15 protein-coding genes are annotated in these 19,098 nt (G+C 41.8%); 3 read left to right on the forward strand and 12 right to left on the reverse strand.

The annotated features are described in order from the left end of the window. Positions 1-106: 106 nt before the first annotated feature. The 9 genes from carB to murJ all read right to left on the reverse strand — a co-directional run bounded on the left by carB (position 107) and on the right by murJ (position 13,621). Entirely contained in the window at positions 107-3,325 is a 3,219-nt protein-coding gene (gene carB, locus I3259_RS07730; protein ID WP_238029089.1) for a carbamoyl-phosphate synthase large subunit, read from the reverse strand. A 16-nt stretch (positions 3,326-3,341) separates the two neighbouring features. Beyond that, positions 3,342-4,481 carry a glutamine-hydrolyzing carbamoyl-phosphate synthase small subunit gene (gene carA, locus I3259_RS07735; protein ID WP_238029090.1) on the reverse strand — a complete coding sequence of 380 codons (1,140 nt, stop codon included), beginning with the start codon at positions 4,479-4,481 and terminating at the stop codon, positions 3,342-3,344. A gap of 532 nt (positions 4,482-5,013) precedes the next feature. Then, positions 5,014-5,823 carry a 4-hydroxy-tetrahydrodipicolinate reductase gene (gene dapB / locus I3259_RS07740; protein ID WP_238029091.1) on the reverse strand — a complete coding sequence of 270 codons (810 nt, stop codon included), beginning with the start codon at positions 5,821-5,823 and terminating at the stop codon, positions 5,014-5,016. A gap of 113 nt (positions 5,824-5,936) precedes the next feature. Beyond that, positions 5,937-6,884 (reverse strand): 4-hydroxy-3-methylbut-2-enyl diphosphate reductase, encoded by a 948-nt coding sequence (gene ispH, locus I3259_RS07745; RefSeq protein WP_238029092.1) that lies wholly within the window; start codon positions 6,882-6,884, stop codon positions 5,937-5,939. A 12-nt stretch (positions 6,885-6,896) separates the two neighbouring features. Continuing rightward, complete coding sequence (gene fkpB / locus I3259_RS07750) at positions 6,897-7,331, reverse strand: FKBP-type peptidyl-prolyl cis-trans isomerase (RefSeq protein ID WP_238029093.1); 435 nt, start codon at positions 7,329-7,331, stop codon at positions 6,897-6,899. A 244-nt stretch (positions 7,332-7,575) separates the two neighbouring features. Then, complete coding sequence (gene lspA, locus I3259_RS07755; protein ID WP_238029094.1) at positions 7,576-8,097, reverse strand: signal peptidase II; 522 nt, start codon at positions 8,095-8,097, stop codon at positions 7,576-7,578. Then, positions 8,097-10,937 carry an isoleucine--tRNA ligase gene (ileS, locus tag I3259_RS07760; RefSeq protein WP_238029095.1) on the reverse strand — a complete coding sequence of 947 codons (2,841 nt, stop codon included), beginning with the start codon at positions 10,935-10,937 and terminating at the stop codon, positions 8,097-8,099. The genes lspA and ileS overlap by 1 nt, the downstream gene beginning before the upstream one ends. Before the next feature lie 5 nt (positions 10,938-10,942). Next, the gene (gene ribF / locus I3259_RS07765) at positions 10,943-11,905 is read right to left on the reverse strand and encodes a bifunctional riboflavin kinase/FAD synthetase (protein ID WP_238029096.1); all 963 of its coding nucleotides are present in this window, start codon (positions 11,903-11,905) and stop codon (positions 10,943-10,945) included. 156 nt (positions 11,906-12,061) lie between these two features. Continuing rightward, positions 12,062-13,621 (reverse strand): murein biosynthesis integral membrane protein MurJ, encoded by a 1,560-nt coding sequence (gene murJ, locus I3259_RS07770; RefSeq protein ID WP_238029097.1) that lies wholly within the window; start codon positions 13,619-13,621, stop codon positions 12,062-12,064. Positions 13,622-13,829: 208 nt separating this feature from the next. Between murJ and rpsT the strand changes: the two genes are divergently transcribed. After that, positions 13,830-14,090 carry a 30S ribosomal protein S20 gene (rpsT, locus tag I3259_RS07775; protein WP_087845855.1) on the forward strand — a complete coding sequence of 87 codons (261 nt, stop codon included), beginning with the start codon at positions 13,830-13,832 and terminating at the stop codon, positions 14,088-14,090. Between the two features lie 139 nt (positions 14,091-14,229). After that, positions 14,230-14,856, forward strand: a complete 627-nt coding sequence (locus tag I3259_RS07780; protein WP_238029098.1) for a DUF502 domain-containing protein — start codon at positions 14,230-14,232, stop codon at positions 14,854-14,856. Positions 14,857-14,924: 68 nt separating this feature from the next. On the opposite strand, the gene nhaR is transcribed toward I3259_RS07780, so the two are convergent. From nhaR to nhaA, 3 genes are all read right to left on the reverse strand, one after another. Further along, positions 14,925-15,812, reverse strand: coding sequence for a transcriptional activator NhaR (gene nhaR / locus I3259_RS07785; protein ID WP_238029099.1), 888 nt, complete (start codon positions 15,810-15,812; stop codon positions 14,925-14,927). A gap of 107 nt (positions 15,813-15,919) precedes the next feature. Beyond that, positions 15,920-16,174, reverse strand: coding sequence for a hypothetical protein (locus I3259_RS07790; protein WP_238029100.1), 255 nt, complete (start codon positions 16,172-16,174; stop codon positions 15,920-15,922). A 1-nt stretch (position 16,175) separates the two neighbouring features. Beyond that, positions 16,176-17,345 (reverse strand): Na+/H+ antiporter NhaA, encoded by a 1,170-nt coding sequence (gene nhaA / locus I3259_RS07795; protein ID WP_238029101.1) that lies wholly within the window; start codon positions 17,343-17,345, stop codon positions 16,176-16,178. A 519-nt stretch (positions 17,346-17,864) separates the two neighbouring features. Here nhaA and I3259_RS07800 point away from each other — a divergent pair. Further along, positions 17,865-19,007, forward strand: a complete 1,143-nt coding sequence (locus tag I3259_RS07800) for a Na/Pi symporter (protein ID WP_238029102.1) — start codon at positions 17,865-17,867, stop codon at positions 19,005-19,007. Positions 19,008-19,098 lie beyond the last annotated feature (91 nt).

Here is a 19,098-nt window from a genome sequence, read left to right on the forward strand (position 1 = left end):
AACAATGCCCCGTCCTAAAGTGTGCTTACACATTTAGGGCAGACATACCAATAAAAAAGCCGAACGTTAACGTTCGGCTTTTCATTTAGTTAGTAGCTAGTAATACTTATTTAATACGTGCGTGAAGCTCTTGAATTGAAGACACTGTATTACGGTCATCCGCAGTATGTCCCATACACGTTGCAAATCCCGCATTTAGGGTTGTGGTGTAGTTAACTTTTTCAGCTAACGCACCACGACGAAGTAGTTTTGAATCTTCAATCGCTTGACGACCCGATGCAGTATTTACAATGTAGGTGTATTCATTATTCTTGATACGGTCAAGAATATGAGGACGACCTTCATGTACTTTGTTCACTAAACGTGGGTTAATGCCAGCTTCACCAAGAATAACGGCTGTACCGTGTGTTGCATCTAATTGGTAGCCAAGCTTAATTAGCTTAGAAGCTAAATCAACCACGCGTTGCTTATCACCTTCACGAACAGATAATAGCGCACGACCACCTTCAGGGTATTCTTTACCACAACCTAATTCAGCTTTAGCGAATGCTTCAGCGAACGTATTACCGATCCCCATAACTTCACCTGTTGAGCGCATTTCAGGGCCTAACAGTGGATCAACACCAGGGAACTTGTTAAACGGTAGTACTACTTCTTTCACAGAGTAATACGGAGGAATAATTTCCTTGGTAAAGCCTTGTGATTCAAGTGATTGACCAGCCATTACACGCGCAGCAATTTTCGCCAGCGGTGCACCTGTCGCTTTAGATACGAACGGTACGGTACGTGCAGCACGAGGGTTAACCTCGATAAGGTACACTTCGTTATCTTTTACTGCGAACTGGGTATTCATCAATCCACGAACACCTAATTCAAACGCAAGGTTCTTCACTTGCTCACGCATCACATCTTGGATTTCTTGGCTTAGCGTATAAGCAGGTAGTGAACATGCAGAATCACCTGAGTGAACACCTGCTTGCTCGATATGCTCCATGATACCGCCAATTACCACTTGCTCACCGTCACAAATTGCATCAACGTCTACTTCAACCGCATCATCTAAGAAACGATCGAGTAGTACTGGTGATTCATTTGAAACACTCACGGCTTCGTTAAAGTAGCGACGTAAGTCTTGCTCGTCGTAAACAATTTCCATTGCTCGACCGCCAAGCACGTAAGATGGACGCACCACTAATGGGTAACCAATGTCACGCGACTTCTCAATCGCTTGCTCCATCGTTGTTACCGTTGCATTTTCTGGTTGTAGTAGCCCTAAACGGTCAACTGCTTGTTGGAAACGCTCACGATCTTCTGCGCGGTCAATCGCATCTGGGCTCGTACCGATAATCGGTACACCTGCCGCTTCTAATGCACGAGCGAGTTTCAGTGGTGTTTGTCCACCATACTGAACAATCACACCTTTTGGCTTTTCAACACGGGCGATAGCCAGTACATCTTCAAGCGTTACAGGCTCGAAGTACAGACGATCTGATGTGTCATAGTCAGTTGATACTGTCTCTGGGTTACAGTTAACCATGATAGTTTCATAACCGTCTTCACGCAGTGCTAGTGATGCATGAACACAACAGTAGTCAAACTCGATACCTTGACCGATACGGTTTGGACCACCGCCCAATACCATAATTTTATCTTTATCTGTTGGGTTTGATTCACATTCTTCATCGTATGATGAGTACATGTAAGCGGTATCTGATGCGAACTCAGCCGCACACGTATCTACACGCTTGTAGACAGGATGAATGTCAAACTGATCACGTAGTTTGCGAATTTCACCTTCGCCAACTCCCAACAATTTAGCAAGACGCGCATCAGCAAAACCTTTACGCTTAAGTTTGCGTAATACGTCTGCATTAAGACCAGCAAAACCGGCAGTTTTCACTTGCTCTTCAAGCTTGATGATTTCTTCGATTTGTACCAAGAACCAACGGTCAATGTTAGTTAGGTTGAAAATACCATCAACCGACATGCCTGCACGGAAGGCATCACCGATATACCAAATACGCTCAGCACCCGCTTCTTTCAGTTCGTGACGGATCTTGCTCATCGCGTTTGGATCGTCAAGATCGACCATCTCATCAAAACCGTTCGCACCAACTTCCAAACCACGCAGTGCTTTATGTAATGATTCTTGTTGGTTACGACCAATCGCCATTACCTCACCGACCGACTTCATCTGTGTCGTTAGACGATCGTTAGCACCAGCAAATTTCTCGAAGTTAAAGCGAGGGATTTTCGTTACGACATAATCAATGGTTGGTTCAAATGATGCAGGTGTTGCACCACCTGTGATGTCATTCATCAGTTCATCAAGCGTGAAGCCAATCGCCAGTTTTGCCGCAATTTTTGCAATCGGGAAGCCTGTTGCTTTTGATGCTAATGCCGATGAACGAGATACACGAGGGTTCATCTCGATGATAACCATACGGCCATCTTTAGGGTTGATACCAAACTGTACGTTTGAACCACCCGTTTCAACACCAATTTCACGCAGTACTGCAAGCGATGCATTACGCATTAATTGGTATTCTTTATCTGTTAGCGTTTGCGCAGGTGCTACTGTAATTGAGTCACCGGTGTGAATACCCATTGGATCGAAGTTTTCAATCGCACACACAATGATACAGTTGTCGTTCTTATCACGAACCACTTCCATCTCATATTCTTTCCAACCAATCAGTGATTCATCAATCAGTAATTCATTGGTTGGTGATAAATCGATACCACGCGAACAAATCTCTTCAAATTCTTCTTTATTGTATGCAATACCACCACCTGTACCACCCATAGTAAATGATGGGCGAATGATACAAGGGAAGCCAACCATATCTAGAACTTTATAAGCTTCTTCCATCGTTGTTGCTGTATCGGCACGAGGACACTCAAGACCAATAGATTTCATTGCTTTGTCAAAACGAGATCGGTTTTCAGCTTTATCAATTGCATCAGCTGTTGCACCAATCATTTCAACATTGAATTCTTTTAATACGCCATATTTTTCAAGATCTAACGCACAGTTCAGTGCTGTTTGTCCGCCCATTGTCGGCAATACTGCATCAGGACGTTCTTTTTCAATGATCTTGCGTACAACTTCCCAGTGAATTGGCTCGATATACGTTGCATCAGCCATATCAGGATCAGTCATGATAGTTGCTGGGTTTGAGTTTACCAGAATAACGCGGTAACCCTCTTCACGCAGAGCTTTACATGCTTGTGCTCCTGAATAGTCAAACTCACACGCTTGACCGATAACAATCGGACCAGCACCTAAGATTAATACACTTTTAATGTCAGTACGTTTTGGCATTTTTTCTACTCCCGGCTTAGGCGCTGTGTTTCTTAATTAATTCGATAAAGTGATCAAATAATGGTGCTGCATCATGTGGACCAGGACTCGCTTCTGGGTGGCCTTGGAAACTAAATGCAGGCTTATCGGTACGATGGATACCTTGCAGAGAGCCATCAAACAGGGATTTATGTGTTGCTCGTAAATTTTCTGGTAACGTTGCTTCATCAGCAGCAAAACCGTGGTTCTGACTGGTGATCATCACCACATCACGTTCTAAATCTTTAACTGGGTGGTTTGCACCGTGGTGACCAAACTTCATTTTTACTGTTTTAGCACCACTTGCTAATGCAAGAATTTGGTGACCTAAACAAATACCAAAAATTGGAATGTTTTTATCGAGGAATGTTTTTGTTGCTTCAATTGCGTAAGTACATGGCTCTGGGTCGCCAGGGCCATTTGATAAAAATACGCCATCTGGGTTTAACGCCAGTACGTCTTCTGCTGACGTTTGTGCCGGAACAACCGTTAAACGACAACCACGATCAACAAGCATACGTAAGATATTACGTTTAGCACCAAAATCATAAGCCACTACATGATAAGGCAGTTCGCTATCTTCTTGTGCTTCAGGTAAACCATTCTCTAATGTCCAAGAACCTTGCTTCCAGCTATATGTTTCGCTTGTTGTCACTTCTTTCGCTAAATCCATGCCTTTCAGACCCGGAAACGCTTTCGCTTGCTCAAGAGCAAAACCTTCATCAATGTTGTTACCTGCGATGATACAACCGTTTTGCGCACCTTTTTCACGAAGAATACGGGTTAGCTTACGAGTATCGATATCAGCGATACCAACAATATTTTGTGATTTTAGGTAGTCAGAAAGAGATTGTTCAGAGCGGAAGTTTGAAGCGATAAGAGGGAGATCACGAATAACCAGACCTTGTGCATGAATAGCTGTGGATTCTTCGTCTTCGGTATTAGTACCGGTATTGCCAATATGGGGATAAGTAAGGGTAACGATCTGTTGTGAGTAGGAAGGGTCAGTGAGAATTTCCTGATACCCCGTCATCGAAGTATTAAAAACGACTTCACCAACGGCCGAACCATCTGCTCCAATGGACACGCCGCGGAACACTGTCCCATCTTCAAGGACTAATAGCGCAGATTTGCTCAAGACAACCTCCAATTAAATAAAAATGCAATTAAAACAGATAAAGTTGCAATTACCCATTCCTTTTAATATCAAAAACCACGTCTTACTGATTTTTGACAAATTGCGCAAATTCTATTGATCACTTAGCAATCTGTCAACATAAGACAAAAAATAAATTTAATAAATAACTCCTTCAACACAATTAAGCATCCTAAATGCGAAAATAACATGTTTAGTGGTCTTTTTTAGTATCAATATCAAACCGAATTAGCACGTAATCGTTTGCAATTAACACCAAATAATTAACATAAATAAACGACCACAAAAAAAGCGAAAAACAACAGGTAAACAAATATAAATAGCAATCTAAAGCAAAAATAACAACCAACACTGTATTTTACATAGCAAACAAGTAAGCCCTTGTGTGTTATTTGACCGTCGGAAAAATATCCTCATATAACACAAATTAATTCACCACTATTTGTATTTGAAATATTTATACGCACTTTATTCAGATATAAAAAAACCTGCTGATTAGCAGGTTTTATCTAAATCATAATGAATCCAGCCCCAAGACATCTTCCATGCTATAAAAGCCTGGCGACTTATCATTGAGCCATACCGCCGCTCTCACCGCACCATTCGCAAATGTCATTCTATCGGTCGCTTTATGGGTGATCTCTACTCGCTCACCAATATCTGCAAACATAGCAGTGTGCTCACCGACAATGTCACCAGCACGAATCGTCGCAAAACCAATCTCATCACGTGTACGTTCACCCGTGATCCCTTCACGAGCATAAACAGCAACATCACTGAGTTTATTACCCATCGCGCCCGCAATCGCTTCACCCATACCAATTGCAGTGCCTGATGGCGCATCAACTTTATGACGATGGTGCGCTTCAATAATTTCAATATCACAGTAATCGCCCATCACTTGGGCTGCTTTCTCTAATAACTTAAAGACAAGATTAACCCCTACGCTATAATTAGGAGCCATCACGATAGAAATATCACGAGCCGCAAGATCAATTAACTCTCGCTCTTGTTCTGTAAAACCCGTTGTACCAATCACAATCTTTTTATTGTGTTGCTGACAAAACTCAATGTTCGCTAATGTTGCAACAGGTGCAGTAAAATCAATCAAGACATCAAAATCATCAAGGGCCTTGCTAAGATCATCAACAATGACCACATTGGCAATACCCGTTCCGGCTAACTCACCCGCATCAGCGCCGACTAACGTTGAACCTGCACGCTCAGTTGCGGCACCTAACTCTGCTTTCTCTGATAGTTGTGTTGCTTTTAGTAACTGACGCCCCATTCGGCCAGCAGCTCCAGCTATCGCAATTCTTACCATTGCGTGCTTCTCCCTTGATGAATATATTATTATTTCAATACTGTAGCGGTTTTACAGGTGATAAAAAAGCCCCAGCTTTCACTGAGGCTTATTCTGCACAAATCAATACGCTATTAGATATTCTTAACTTGTAACTCTTTTGGTACTTCAAAGAACATATTTTCTTCACGACCTGATAGTTCTTCAACATCGGAACCAGTGATTGTCTGAATTTGTTGAATAATTTGATTTACAAGCTCTTCAGGTGCAGATGCCCCCGCGGTTACACCCACTATCGATTTATGATCAAACCAACTTGCTTCTATATCTTCAACACAGTCGGTTAAATACCCTGGTGTTCCTAATTTCTCAGATAACTCACGTAAACGATTTGAATTTGATGAATTCTTAGAGCCAACCACAATCATCACATCCACAGTTTCAGCCATTTCACGCACAGCATCTTGGCGGTTCTGAGTTGCGTAACAAATATCATCTTTACGTGGCCCTTGGATCTCAGGGAACACAACACGCAAGCGATCAATCACATCTGCCGTTTCATCAACAGACAAGGTTGTTTGGCTAACATAATGAAGATTAGTTGGATCTTTAACAATTTCTTTTAGTTTATCAACGTCATCGGGTGTTTCAACAAGGTACATTCCCCCTTCTTGATTAGCATACTGCCCCATTGTGCCTTCCACTTCAGGGTGACCTGCATGACCAATAAGCACAACTTCCATCGCTTTACGGCTGGCACGAGCCACTTCCATATGTACTTTAGTCACCAATGGGCAAGTTGCATCAAATACGGTTAATTGACGCTGTTTAGACTCATTACGCACCGCTTGTGATACACCATGAGCAGAAAATATAACGATATTGTCGTCAGGTACTTCACTGAGCTCTTCAACAAAAATCGCGCCGCGCTGCTTTAGCCCTTCAACAACAAAACGGTTATGTACGACTTCATGACGAACATAAATAGGTGGTTGGTACATTTCCAACGCGCGATCTACAATACTGATCGCACGATCAACACCAGCACAAAAACCACGCGGGTTTGCGAGTAAGATTTTCATCAACAATTGCTCTTAACTTTCAATGGAGACAACCTCCACCTCAAAGGTGACAGCTTGCCCTGCAAGTGGATGATTGAAATCAACAGTAACAGAGTCACCCACCACGGCTGTAATTATTCCAGGAATATCGTGTCCATCGGGACCAGCAAAAGCGATAATATTACCCACTTCTGCTGGAGCATCAGCACCAAATTTAGCTAAATCAAGATGGTGGATGTTATCAGGGTTCGGCAGACCAAAGGCATCTTCTGGTGATAGTTCAAATGTGCCTTTTTCACCAATGGTTAACCCTAGTAAACATTTTTCAAAATTGTCAGTTAAGCTGCCATCTCCCATGCGAAACATTGCAGGTTTACCTGCGGCATAAGTAGATTCTGCAACCGATCCATCTTCAAGTTTAATAGCAAAATGCATCAACACTTCACTGCTATCTTTAATTACCGACATAGTACATCCTTTTATATGATCGTCTTATTGCTCTCACAACAAGTCGTTCACCTGAAATTTTAATGCCCTCATTTAACAATAAACCATCGTCTGTATCAACGGACAGGCACTAAGGTTTTACATTTGTATGGCTATATTTGTTAAGCCAATAAAAAAACAATAATACGAAATATAAAAAAACGCAGCTCATAACATGAGCTGCGTTTGATATTGACGTGTTATTAATACCGATAAAGGTAACTAATTAGGACTTTGCTTGCTTGTCTGATCTAAAACCATCAAGTATCAACAAAGCGGCACCAACACATATTGCACTATCAGCAATATTAAATGCAGGCCAATGGTAGCTACCATAGTAAAGGTCTAGAAAATCAACCACAAAGCCATGGTACATACGATCAAATAAGTTACCTAATGCGCCACCAATAATTAATGCATAAGCAATATTAGCGATTTTATTTGTCGCTGGTGTACGACGCATCCAGTACATCAATAAACCACAGACACTAAAAGCAATAGCTGCAAATAACCAACGCTGCCAACCGCTTGCATCACTTAAAAAACTAAATGCAGCACCTGTATTGTGTACATAAAGTAAATTAAAAAATGGCAGTACTTCGATTCGGTTTGGCCAGCCATAGCCCATCGTGTCCATCACTAACAGCTTAGTGCCGTTATCGATGATAAATACCAGAACCGCTAGCCATAACCAACGGATGCCAGATTGTTTAACTGTTAGAGATTGCTTCAGTGCTGTACTTGTCATTATGCAAACTTTCTCTTTTCGCCTTCGCCATCAATGTTGGTTGCACAGCGACCACAAATTTCTTCATGACCCGCGATCGTGCCAACATCAGCAACATGGTGCCAACAACGCTCACACTTCGCCGCTTCAGATGCTTTAACAGTTACGAATAAACCATCGATATCTGTTTCTTGTGCATCTTCAGGCTTGCTATCAGCAACAACAACTTGAGCTTTAGATGTTAATAGAACAAAACGTAGTTCGTCTTCTAACTTATTCAGCTTCTCAGCCAATTCAGCATTAGCAGAAAGAATAACCTCAGCCTGTAGTGAACCACCGATCACTTTTTCGCTACGTGCCGTTTCAAGTAACTTATTCACCGCGCCACGAACTTGTTGGATTTCAGCCCAGAATTCGTTGCTTAGCTCTTCGTTATCAGCAAGACCAAATAGACCATCGAACCACTCACCTGTGAATACGAACTTGTCACGTTGACCTGGCATTTCGTTCCAAATTTCATCGGCTGTGAATGACATGATTGGTGCCATCCAACGAACTAATGCTTCAACAATGTAGTAAAGCGCTGTCTGACAGCTACGTTGAGCATGGCTACCACGTTTCGCTGTGTATTGACGGTCTTTGATTACATCTAAATAGAATGAACCCATCTCAATAGAACAGAACTGCATTAAGCGCTGTGTTACTGCGTGTAGGTTGTAGTCTTCGTAATCTTTTATGATTTCTTCTTGAGCCGCCATTGCACGACCAACAGCCCAACGATCAAGTGCTACCATTTCTTCAGCTGGAACACAGTCAGTTGCAGGGTTGAAACCGCTTAAGTTAGCTAAGAAGAAACGTGCAGTATTACGAATACGACGGTAAGCATCGGCTGAACGCTTTAAGATCTCATCAGATACAGCCACTTCGCCAGTGTAATCAGTCGAAGCAACCCATAGACGTAAAATATCAGCACCAAGCTTATTCGTTACATCTTTTGGTGCAACGACGTTACCGATAGATTTAGACATCTTGCGGCCTTGACCATCAACCACGAAGCCGTGTGTTAACACTTGCTTGTACGGTGCTTTATCTTTCATCGCTACCGATGAAATCAATGAAGATTGGAACCAACCACGGTGTTGGTCTGAACCTTCAAGGTAAAGATCTGCTGAATGACCGTTAAATTCTGGACGGCTATCAACAACAGAGAAATGCGTAACACCAGAGTCAAACCATACGTCTAGTGTATCGAGTACTTTTTCGTAATTTGCAGCATCTTCTGCGCTCATTACATCAGTAAGTTCTAGATCCCACCACGCTTGAATGCCTTTTTGCTCAACAAGCTGTGCTACTTTTTCAATTAGCTCAGACGTTTGAGGATGAAGCTCTTGCGTCTCTTTATGGATGAATAGTGCAATTGGCACGCCCCACGTACGCTGACGCGAGATACACCACTCAGGACGACCTTCGATCATACCTTCAATACGGCTTTGACCCCACTCAGGCATCCATTGAACATTTTTGATTTCGCCCAATGCTTTCGTACGTAGACCGGCTTTGTCCATAGAAATGAACCATTGCGGCGTAGCACGGAAGATAATTGGCGTTTTATGACGCCAGCAATGTGGGTAGCTGTGCGTGATTTTTGAGAAATGCAGTAGTGAGCCGTGCTCACGCAGTACTTCAACAACCGCTTCATTTGCTTTAAATACGTGTTGACCTGCAAAGATCTCAGTATCAGGTAAGTAAACACCATTGCTGCCCACTGGGTTTGCAATTTCAAGGTTGTATTTTTGACCAACCACGAAGTCTTCTTGACCGTGGCCAGGAGCGGTATGTACACAACCTGTACCTGATTCAGTCGTTACGTGATCACCTAAAATAACAGGCACATCAAAACTGTAGAATGGGTGGTTAAAGCGAAGTAGTTCCAGCTCTTCACCTTTACAGAAACCAAGGATTTCTGATTCTTCAAAACCAACACGGCCCATTACATCTTTTACAAGCTCTGCCGCTACGATTAAACGTTGAGGCTGAGGATGTGCTTCTGTTACCGGCGTTTGTACTAATGCGTACTCAAGATCAGCACTCACAGCAACTGCGCGGTTAGCAGGCATTGTCCAAGGTGTTGTTGTCCAAATAACGATAGACACATCGCCTTGACCTTGATCGGCTACACAACCAAATTTAGCTAATACCGCCGCTTCATCTACCGCTTTAAATTTCACATCGATAGATAGAGATACTTTATCTTGGTATTCAACTTCAGCTTCAGCCAGTGCTGAACCACAGTCAGTACACCAGTGAACAGGTTTAAAACCCTTCAACAAGTGATCGTTATCTGCAATTTTACCTAACGCACGAATAATGTTGGCTTCGGTATCGAAGTCCATTGTACGGTAAGGCTTGTCCCATTCACCTAGTACGCCTAGACGAATGAAACTTTCTTTTTGACCGTTAACTTGACCCGCAGCATATTCACGACATTTTTCACGAAATTCAGCTGCTGTCACTTTTTGACCCGGCTTACCGACTTTCTTCTCTACCATTAATTCGATAGGTAGACCGTGGCAGTCCCAACCAGGGATATACGGTGAGTCAAAACCAGACAGAGTCTTTGACTTAATAATAATGTCTTTAAGAATCTTGTTTAGTGCGTGACCAATGTGAATATCACCGTTAGCGTATGGAGGGCCATCGTGTAATACGAAAGATTTTTTACCTTTCTTTGCTTTACGGATTTCACCGTAAAGATCTTCATCATACCAACGCTTAAGCATTGCAGGCTCACGCTGAGCTAGGTTGCCTCGCATCGGAAACCCTGTTTCAGGCAGGTTCAGGGTATCTTTATAGTCGCTCATTGATTCTAGATTCCGTTACTTGGGCGAAGTTGGACATTATTACGCTCAGACAGCCACACCCGTGCTGTTTGAGCATCTCGCTCGATTTGGCGTTTAAGCGCATCGAAGGATTCAAATTTCTTTTCGTCACGCAATTTATGCCGTAACACGACTTCAAGCTGATGTCCGTAGAGATCAGCGTGAAAATCAAATAAGTGTACCTCAAGTTGTTGGCGTACACCTTTTACGGTTGGTCGATGACCAACATTAGCCACGCCCATAACGGGGCGACTATCTGCACCATACACTTCAACAGCATAAACACCAGCTACCGGTGTTACACGTCGTTTCAAAGGTATATTGGCAGTAGGAAAACCAATCGTTCGACCTAACTTTCGTCCGTGAGAGACACGTCCGCGAATACTGTAAGGTCGACCAAGCATCATTTTAGCTTGTTCTAGTTCGTTATTTGCTAGTGCTTGACGAATAGCAGTGCTGCTTACTCGCTGCTCTGAAACACAAAAACTTTGGGTGCTTACTACCTCAAAGCCATGTTTTCGTCCCGCTTCCACCAGCATGGAAAAGTCACCATTACGGCCTTGTCCGAAGCGAAAATCATCGCCAATAACAAGAAACTTAACACCCAATTGCTTAACCAACAAGCATTCGACGAAATCTTCAGCGCTCATGGTGGCAAAATGATGATTAAAATTCACACATAATAAACGATCGATACCGACCTTTTTTAGCTGTAAATATTTATCTCTAAAACGGGTTAAGCGTGCTGGTGCTTTATCTCCAGCAAACAATTCTAACGGCTGAGGCTCAAATGTCATTACCGTTGCGGTAAGTTTCATCGCATGGGCTTTAGCTACCACTTGACGTAGTAATGCTTGGTGCCCTAAGTGAACACCGTCAAAGTTGCCGATAGTCAACACACAGCCATGATGCTGGGGTTGAATATTATGTATACCTCGAATTAATTCCATGCGCTCTGTTACTTACCACTCTTCAATATCCACACAGTTAACAGTGAGAACCATCAAAATCCGTCTTTAAGCTAAAAACTCCGCCGCTATTATTGCGAAAAATGTTGCCTTTCTACAGTAAAAGCTGGCGGATTATATACTACTCAACGCTTGCAATCAGCTATCTGTGCGCAGATGTCGTGGGCGAATGCCTAAAATCATCGCAATTATTAGATAAACACCACCGCCGATTGCAATTAAACCAAACAACCAACCAACACGTTCGAGTAAATGAAAACCTAACCACTGCTCCATTGTTGGGCTTAACCATAACAAGCTTGCCACCATTAAAACGCCAGCAATGGCAAGTCGCAGTACAAAGAACAATGTTTGACGGCTAATACGATAAATACTGCCAACATGTAGCCCACGGTACAATAACGCGGCATTTAAAAATGCAGATAAAACACTGGCAATGGATAAACCAACATAACCGTAAAAAGGCGCAAACATGCCGTTGAACACCATATTACTCACCATCGCAATAATACCAATTTTTACTGGCGTTTTGGTATCTTGGCGAGCGTAATAACCTGGTGCAAAAATCTTAATCAACATGTAATTTAATAAACCGGCAGATACCACCCATAATGATGCTGCCGTTTGGTTAACATCATGAACGCTAAATTCGCCGCGCATGAACATCACCATTAGCATTGGTTTTGCCAGCGTGATCATGCCAAGCATCGCTGGAATACCAAGTAGCAATACCATTCTAACTCCCCAATCCATCGTTTGGGCGAATTGTTCTGGCGATTTATCAACGTGTTTACGTGAAAGCGCGGGTAATATCACCGTTGCAATTGCAATCCCAAATAGACCAAGAGGGAACTCTAATAAACGATCAGAGTAATACAGCCAGCTGATTGACCCCGTCATTAAAAAACTGGCAATGAAGGTATCAAGCAATAAGTTGATTTGGGTAACAGATACACCAAATAGCGCAGGTAACATCAGTTTGCGAATTTTTGTCACACCAGGATCATTCCAGCCCCATTTAGGACGAACTAAATACCCTTCACGGTACAAAAACGGTAACTGGAAACTAAATTGCACTAAGCCACCAACAAATACACCGATAGCTAAACCAATTTCAGGTTGAGTCAGATGTGGAGAAACAAACCACGCACAACCAATAATAGAGATATTTAAAAAAACGGGGGTAAACGATGATATCGCAAATTTACCTAACGTATTTAATATCGCACCAGATAATGCAACAAAGGTAATAAACCACAAGTATGGAAAGGTGATTTTTAGCAATAAACTCGCAAGTTCAAACTTTTCCGCATCAGCCCCGCCGTGCAGCCAATCCCAGAACCAACCAAAACCAAATAATGCGGTTACCGCACCTGAGCCTAATACCCCAAACAGTGTCACAATCGTCACAATGCCGCCGAGTGTACCTGCCGCTTTTGCAATCAGCTCTCGTGTACGATCAACATCACCTGCCGCATGATATTCAGTCAGTACAGGTACGAATGCTTGCGAAAAAGCCCCTTCGGCAAAAAGACGACGCAAAAAGTTGGGAATTTTATTTGCAAAGAAAAAAACATCGGCCGCAGCCCCTGCTCCCATAAGGTTAGCAACCACCACATCTCGGACTAAACCGAGTACGCGAGAGACCAAAGTCATGGCGCTAACTATCATTCCAGAGCGTAAAAGACGCTTACTCACAAAAAAACCTCATAAAAGATGGCTCAGAAAGGTGACTTCTGATTCCAAATGCTGGTAAAATCTGCCGCCATATTAACCGTGTTAATCCGCAAGTGCCAACTTGATTGGTCTGGCGGTTATTCACACAAATCATTTGACAATTATAAAGAACCAAGGCATAGTCCTCGGCCTTAAATTGTCACCGTACCAAGATTTGGGAGTTACACCCTTGGCAAATATCAAATCTGCTAAGAAACGTGCACTAACTTCAGAAAAACGTCGCCAGCACAACGCTAGCCGTCGTTCTATGATGCGCACTTTCTTCAAGAAAGTTATTATCGCTATTGAAGCTGGTAATAAAGAAGCTGCAACACAAGCTTTCGCTGAAATGCAACCTGTTATGGATCGCATGGCTACTAAAGGCCTGATCCACAAAAACAAAGCTGCACGTCATAAAGCTCGTCTAGCTGCTAAAATCAAAGCTCTTTAATTTTTAATTTTTGAGTTAGATTTAAAAAAACCGACCTTGAGTCGGTTTTTTTATACCTAAAATTCATATTCCTCTGACTCTCTATCATCATCTTTGTGGCACACTACCTTCTCTTTCTTGTCTTCATTAAGAGCAAAACATGAAAAAAACACTATTACGAGGTTTGCTCAATGTTCTACCTTTAGTCTTGAGCATCTGGCTATTTTGGTCATTATTTGAGTCATTAGACAAAGTCGGTAACTTTTTATTTGGTTTATTCCATATAACCGAGTTATTCAAAGGCGCTGGTTTTTTATTGATCCTAACTTTGTTGTTTATCGCTGGACTGCTTTTCTCTGTCAGTCCTATCGCGTGGTTATATGATTTCATCATTCGTCAATTAATGCGTTTCCCGTTCTTTAAAACGGTTTATAGCAGTATTAATGACATTGCTTCACTGATGAGTAGCGATAATAAAAATAAAGGTCAACAGACTGTTTTAGTGCACCAAGCCAATAATAGTTATGTGATTGGATTTATAATGTCTGATGACATGCCAGACCCACTAGCAAACGCACTCCCTGAAGGTGATTGGGTTCCGGTACTATTTCCGCTGAGCTACCAAATTGCTGGAGTAACAACATTAGTTAAACGTAAAGACTTAACATTGGTTGACTGGTCATTCGAGGAAGCTATGCGCTATAACCTCACCGCAGGGATTTCTTCCCCTAAGGGAAATAATGATAAAAATACAAAAGAAACGACAGTAACAACTGATAGCCAATAAATATACTGCTAACGGGCTCTCTATCAACTGTTCAGCGACTTTAGCCTCATAAATAGGTATGAGGCTACTTAAACAAATAAACGGCTGAAATCTGCCTCACAGATACGTGTAACCGATGGATGCATAATCATCCGTTCAGCAAAAATAACATAATACTCTTCTGAAATATCACTCACCCGTTTTACCTCATGCACTTGGCACGATTCCTTTAACTCATCAGCGTAGCTCGAGGGAGCAATAAACATAGATTGTTGATAAGACGAAAACGCCTTAATCAAAGCTGAATCATCAAATTCACCTAAAATATTAGGAGCGATCCCTTGCTGATCAAACCATTGATGCAGTTTTCGTCCCATCGCAGAACGTCGGCTTGGCACCAGCAATTTATAATCTTCAATGCACGCAGGAAATGCTGATTCTGGTAGTTTATCTGAGCAGAAGAAGCTCATTCCAGATTCTCCTAATTTCTTACTGTATAAACCAGGGCTTTGGGTTGAATCAACAGGGCAATCAGAAAGGATCATATCAAGCTTATGCTGTGATAATTGCTCAAGTAACATTTCATGGGTTGATTCAAAACAACTGAAGTGAATACGTTGATCCTCAGGCATGCCCTCTAATAACACTTGGCTAACTAACCGTTTAGACAAAGCATCAGCAACCCCTACTTCAAAAAGCTGATTATCTCGCTGGGTATAGTTGATCCGATCCAGCATTTGATAACTTAAATCAAACATCTTATCGGCATACTTAAACACCATCTGACCTAACTCTGTTGGCTCTATTTGACGACCTACACGTTTGGTTAATCGTCCTTTTAAGCGATCTTCTAAAGCACGGATCTGTCCAGTAACCGTCTGTGGTGCCAAAAATAAAGCATCAGCAGCCTTTGTTACAGAGCCTTGTTTACACACCATCCAGAAATAATATAAGTGATTATAGTTTAAGTGAGACATACCCTTACAGACCCATAAAAAAACCCCAACAACAAAGCTTACGCAGTGCTACTGGGGTCTTCAATCTTTATCTCATTATTTTCTAATAAGTAGGTAATAGAAACCTATTAACTCGCAGGTTGACGATTAAAACGTTCAAGTTTGCGATAAAGTTCACCACTTCGCTGCTCAAGAGCACGATCTTGGAAAGAGGATTTAGAGGTAATTGTTTTTTTTACCTCTTTTTTCCCATCATTTAGACCTTGCAGATAAGCCTGACAAACCTCAGACCTATCAGACGTTGTACAATATTGGTAGTTCATTGCAGCAACACTTGAGGTTGCGAAAGTTGAAAACAGTATAGCTAATAGGTATTTATACATATTACGCCTCTACTTTTTGTGCTTCCTTTGGAAGAGAACGGCTCAGTAACACGTAACCCACAACTGCCGCTACTGTTGAGCCTAACAATATTCCTAATCGTGAGTAAGTTGCAAAACTTTCACCAGCCCCTACAAATGCTAACGATGAGATGAAAATCGACATCGTAAAACCGATACCACACAAGACCGACACAGCAAAAATATGCTTAAAGTTAATATCATCAGGCAGTTTAGCAAAACCACATTTCACCGCGATAAGACATGCAGTAAAGATACCTAACGGCTTACCAATAAACAGTCCCGCAGCAATACCAGCTGGTAACATTGCCGATAAGCTTGATAACGATACGCCGTCTAACGAGATCCCTGCATTAGCGAAAGCAAAAATAGGTAAAATCAAGAAAGCAACGTAAGGGTGCAAGACATGCTCCAAATGCTTCAATGGTGAGTATTTATCTGAACGACCATCTTTACCCGTTAGTGGAATAGTAAAACCTAAGATAACCCCCGCTAACGTAGCATGAACGCCTGATTGCAATACACTAAACCACAAAATAGCACCGACAATTAAGTACCAAGAGATCTTCGTAACATTCTTCGCATTCATGAAGAACAACGTTGCAGTGGCAGCAAATGCAACCGCAAGAGCAACCGTTGAGAGATCAGAGCTATAAAACAGTGCAATAATGACAATCACACCTAAGTCATCAATAATAGCAAGAGCAAGTAAGAACACTTTCAGACTTACTGGTACACGATTACCTAGAAGCGCCATTACACCTAATGCGAATGCAATATCAGTAGCAGCTGGAATAGCCCAACCTTTAATTGCCATCGGATCATTAAAGTTAAACGCGACATAAATAAGAGCAGGTGCAACCATACCACCCACCGCCGCAATAGCAGGGAAAATGGCTTTTTCTTTAGTATTTAACGCCCCTTCAATTAGCTCACGTTTTACTTCTAAACCAATGAGTAAAAAGAAAACCGCCATTAAACCATCATTGATCCAATGAGAAACAGATAAGCCAGCTACATAACTGTGTAATGTATCGGTATACACTGATGCTAGTGGTGAATTAGCAATGATCATCGCAATCAACGCAGCAATAATCAGCACAATTCCACCAGCTGATTCTAATTTAAGAAACTTACGAATAGCATCGGTCATCGACCGTCACTCCTATAAAACAATATGAATTAATCAATTAAATGCAGTGTAAACGTCATTCTCAACACTTGTGAAATCGTTTGTTTAGATACAATAACTCGGAAAAACCGAATAATTAGAGCTATAACAATATAATAACCGTGCTGTACTAACGAACCTTTGACATTAGCGCGCATTTCCCTGTCATGTGCTTCCCTATTAAATATAGGCAAACTGTCATAATTGACCGATTTTTACGACTTATCGTAAAAAAAGACAACCTTTCCATATACCACATTAAAAAAAACTCAAATTTCCTTTTTCATCCAAAACTTCTTAATAAACCATATATAACAGATAGTTAATCATATAAAAACAAAAAAAAACGAGTGCCAGTTAATCGCTTGCCATCACAAAAAAGCGACAAATCATGTTTGTGACAACCAGTGTAATATTTCTGAAATAAAAGCCATCTACTATCCACACAGATTTCAACAAAATGACACCCAAACGACATATTACTGTCATGGAGAAATGATTATGACTACCCAAGCCACTACTGCTGTATCTAAGTTCAGCTCTATGCGTTGGGTCCGCTGGGCCAACCTAGCGTTCATGCTTTATCTTTTACTTGTTGCTGTATCGATGATCAGCAGCGGTTTTAAATGGTCTGTTGGCGAACAAGCTAAAACCTTATTTGAATTTGCCTCTCATCCTGTTGCAGGACTCATGATTGGCTTAATCGCAACAGCATTAATTCAATCATCAAGTACGGTAACGTCAATCATTGTTGGTCTTGTTGCCGGTGGTTTGCCTGTTGAAACAGCAATCCCAATGGTAATGGGTGCAAATATAGGTACGACACTAACCAATACATTAGTGAGTTTAGGACATGCGCGTTGTAAGGATGAATTCCGTCGTGCTTTTGCTAGCGCAACCGTCCATGATTTCTTCAACCTACTAGCTGTAGCAATTTTCTTGCCACTAGAAATGATGTTTGGTCTGCTAGATAAAATGTCAAGTTGGTTAGTTTCTCCATTCTTAAATGCTGGTGATATGAGCATGAAAGGAATGGACTTTATGAAGCCATTAACTAAACCTGCAGTAGAACTAGTAAAAGGTCCTCTAGAAGCATTTGGTTCTATGGGTGGTGTCGCGCTTAGCTTTATCGGTATCGCATTAATCTTCTTTGCGATTACGGTTATGGGTAAATTAATGCGTAGCCTAATGGTTGGCCGTGCTCGTGATATTCTAAAAAGTGCAATTGGTCGTGGCCCACTACATGGTATTGCATCAGGTACAGCGGTAACGATTCTAGTGCAATCATCATCAACAACAACAAGCTTGATGGTACCACTAGTAGGTACTGGTGTACTGAAAGTACGTGATGTATACCCATTCACACTTGGTGCAAACATCGGTACATGTATCACTGCACTATTAGCTGCTACAGCAGTATCGGGTGACAACGCCGTATTTGCATTACAAATTGCACTGGTACACTTATGTTTCAATGTAATGGCAACAGTACTGATTTACGGCATTCCATTCTTACGTGAAATACCGTTGAAGTGTGCATTCTTCTTAAGTGACTTAGCAACTAAGAACAAAGTAGCAGTCGCTGGTTACCTTGGCCTAGTATTCATCGCTATCCCAGGTTCCATTTTAGCATTAACCGCTTAATTTAAATCATGCAACGAAAAAGCCCAGCTTATGCTGTAATGCATGTGAATTAAGATAATTCACGTTTTCTTGAAGGCCTAGTCGCATAGCG

This window comes from Photobacterium sp. Ph5 (assembly GCF_022129445.1).
GTDB lineage: Bacteria > Pseudomonadota > Gammaproteobacteria > Enterobacterales > Vibrionaceae > Photobacterium.

Bases quoted from the DNA above. Each gene is read 5' to 3' on its own strand.
- carB (WP_238029089.1), bottom strand. From the start codon at position 3,325: ATGCCAAAACGTACTGACATTAAAAGTGTATTAATCTTAGGTGCTGGT.
- dapB (WP_238029091.1), bottom strand. From the start codon at position 5,823: ATGGTAAGAATTGCGATAGCTGGAGCTGCTGGCCGAATGGGGCGTCAG.
- ispH (WP_238029092.1), bottom strand. From the start codon at position 6,884: ATGAAAATCTTACTCGCAAACCCGCGTGGTTTTTGTGCTGGTGTTGAT.
- fkpB (WP_238029093.1), bottom strand. From the start codon at position 7,331: ATGTCGGTAATTAAAGATAGCAGTGAAGTGTTGATGCATTTTGCTATT.
- lspA (WP_238029094.1), bottom strand. From the start codon at position 8,097: ATGACAAGTACAGCACTGAAGCAATCTCTAACAGTTAAACAATCTGGC.
- ileS (WP_238029095.1), bottom strand. From the start codon at position 10,937: ATGAGCGACTATAAAGATACCCTGAACCTGCCTGAAACAGGGTTTCCG.
- ribF (WP_238029096.1), bottom strand. From the start codon at position 11,905: ATGGAATTAATTCGAGGTATACATAATATTCAACCCCAGCATCATGGC.
- I3259_RS07780 (WP_238029098.1), top strand. From the start codon at position 14,230: ATGAAAAAAACACTATTACGAGGTTTGCTCAATGTTCTACCTTTAGTC.
- nhaR (WP_238029099.1), bottom strand. From the start codon at position 15,812: ATGTCTCACTTAAACTATAATCACTTATATTATTTCTGGATGGTGTGT.
- I3259_RS07790 (WP_238029100.1), bottom strand. From the start codon at position 16,174: ATGTATAAATACCTATTAGCTATACTGTTTTCAACTTTCGCAACCTCA.
- nhaA (WP_238029101.1), bottom strand. From the start codon at position 17,345: ATGACCGATGCTATTCGTAAGTTTCTTAAATTAGAATCAGCTGGTGGA.
- I3259_RS07800 (WP_238029102.1), top strand. From the start codon at position 17,865: ATGACTACCCAAGCCACTACTGCTGTATCTAAGTTCAGCTCTATGCGT.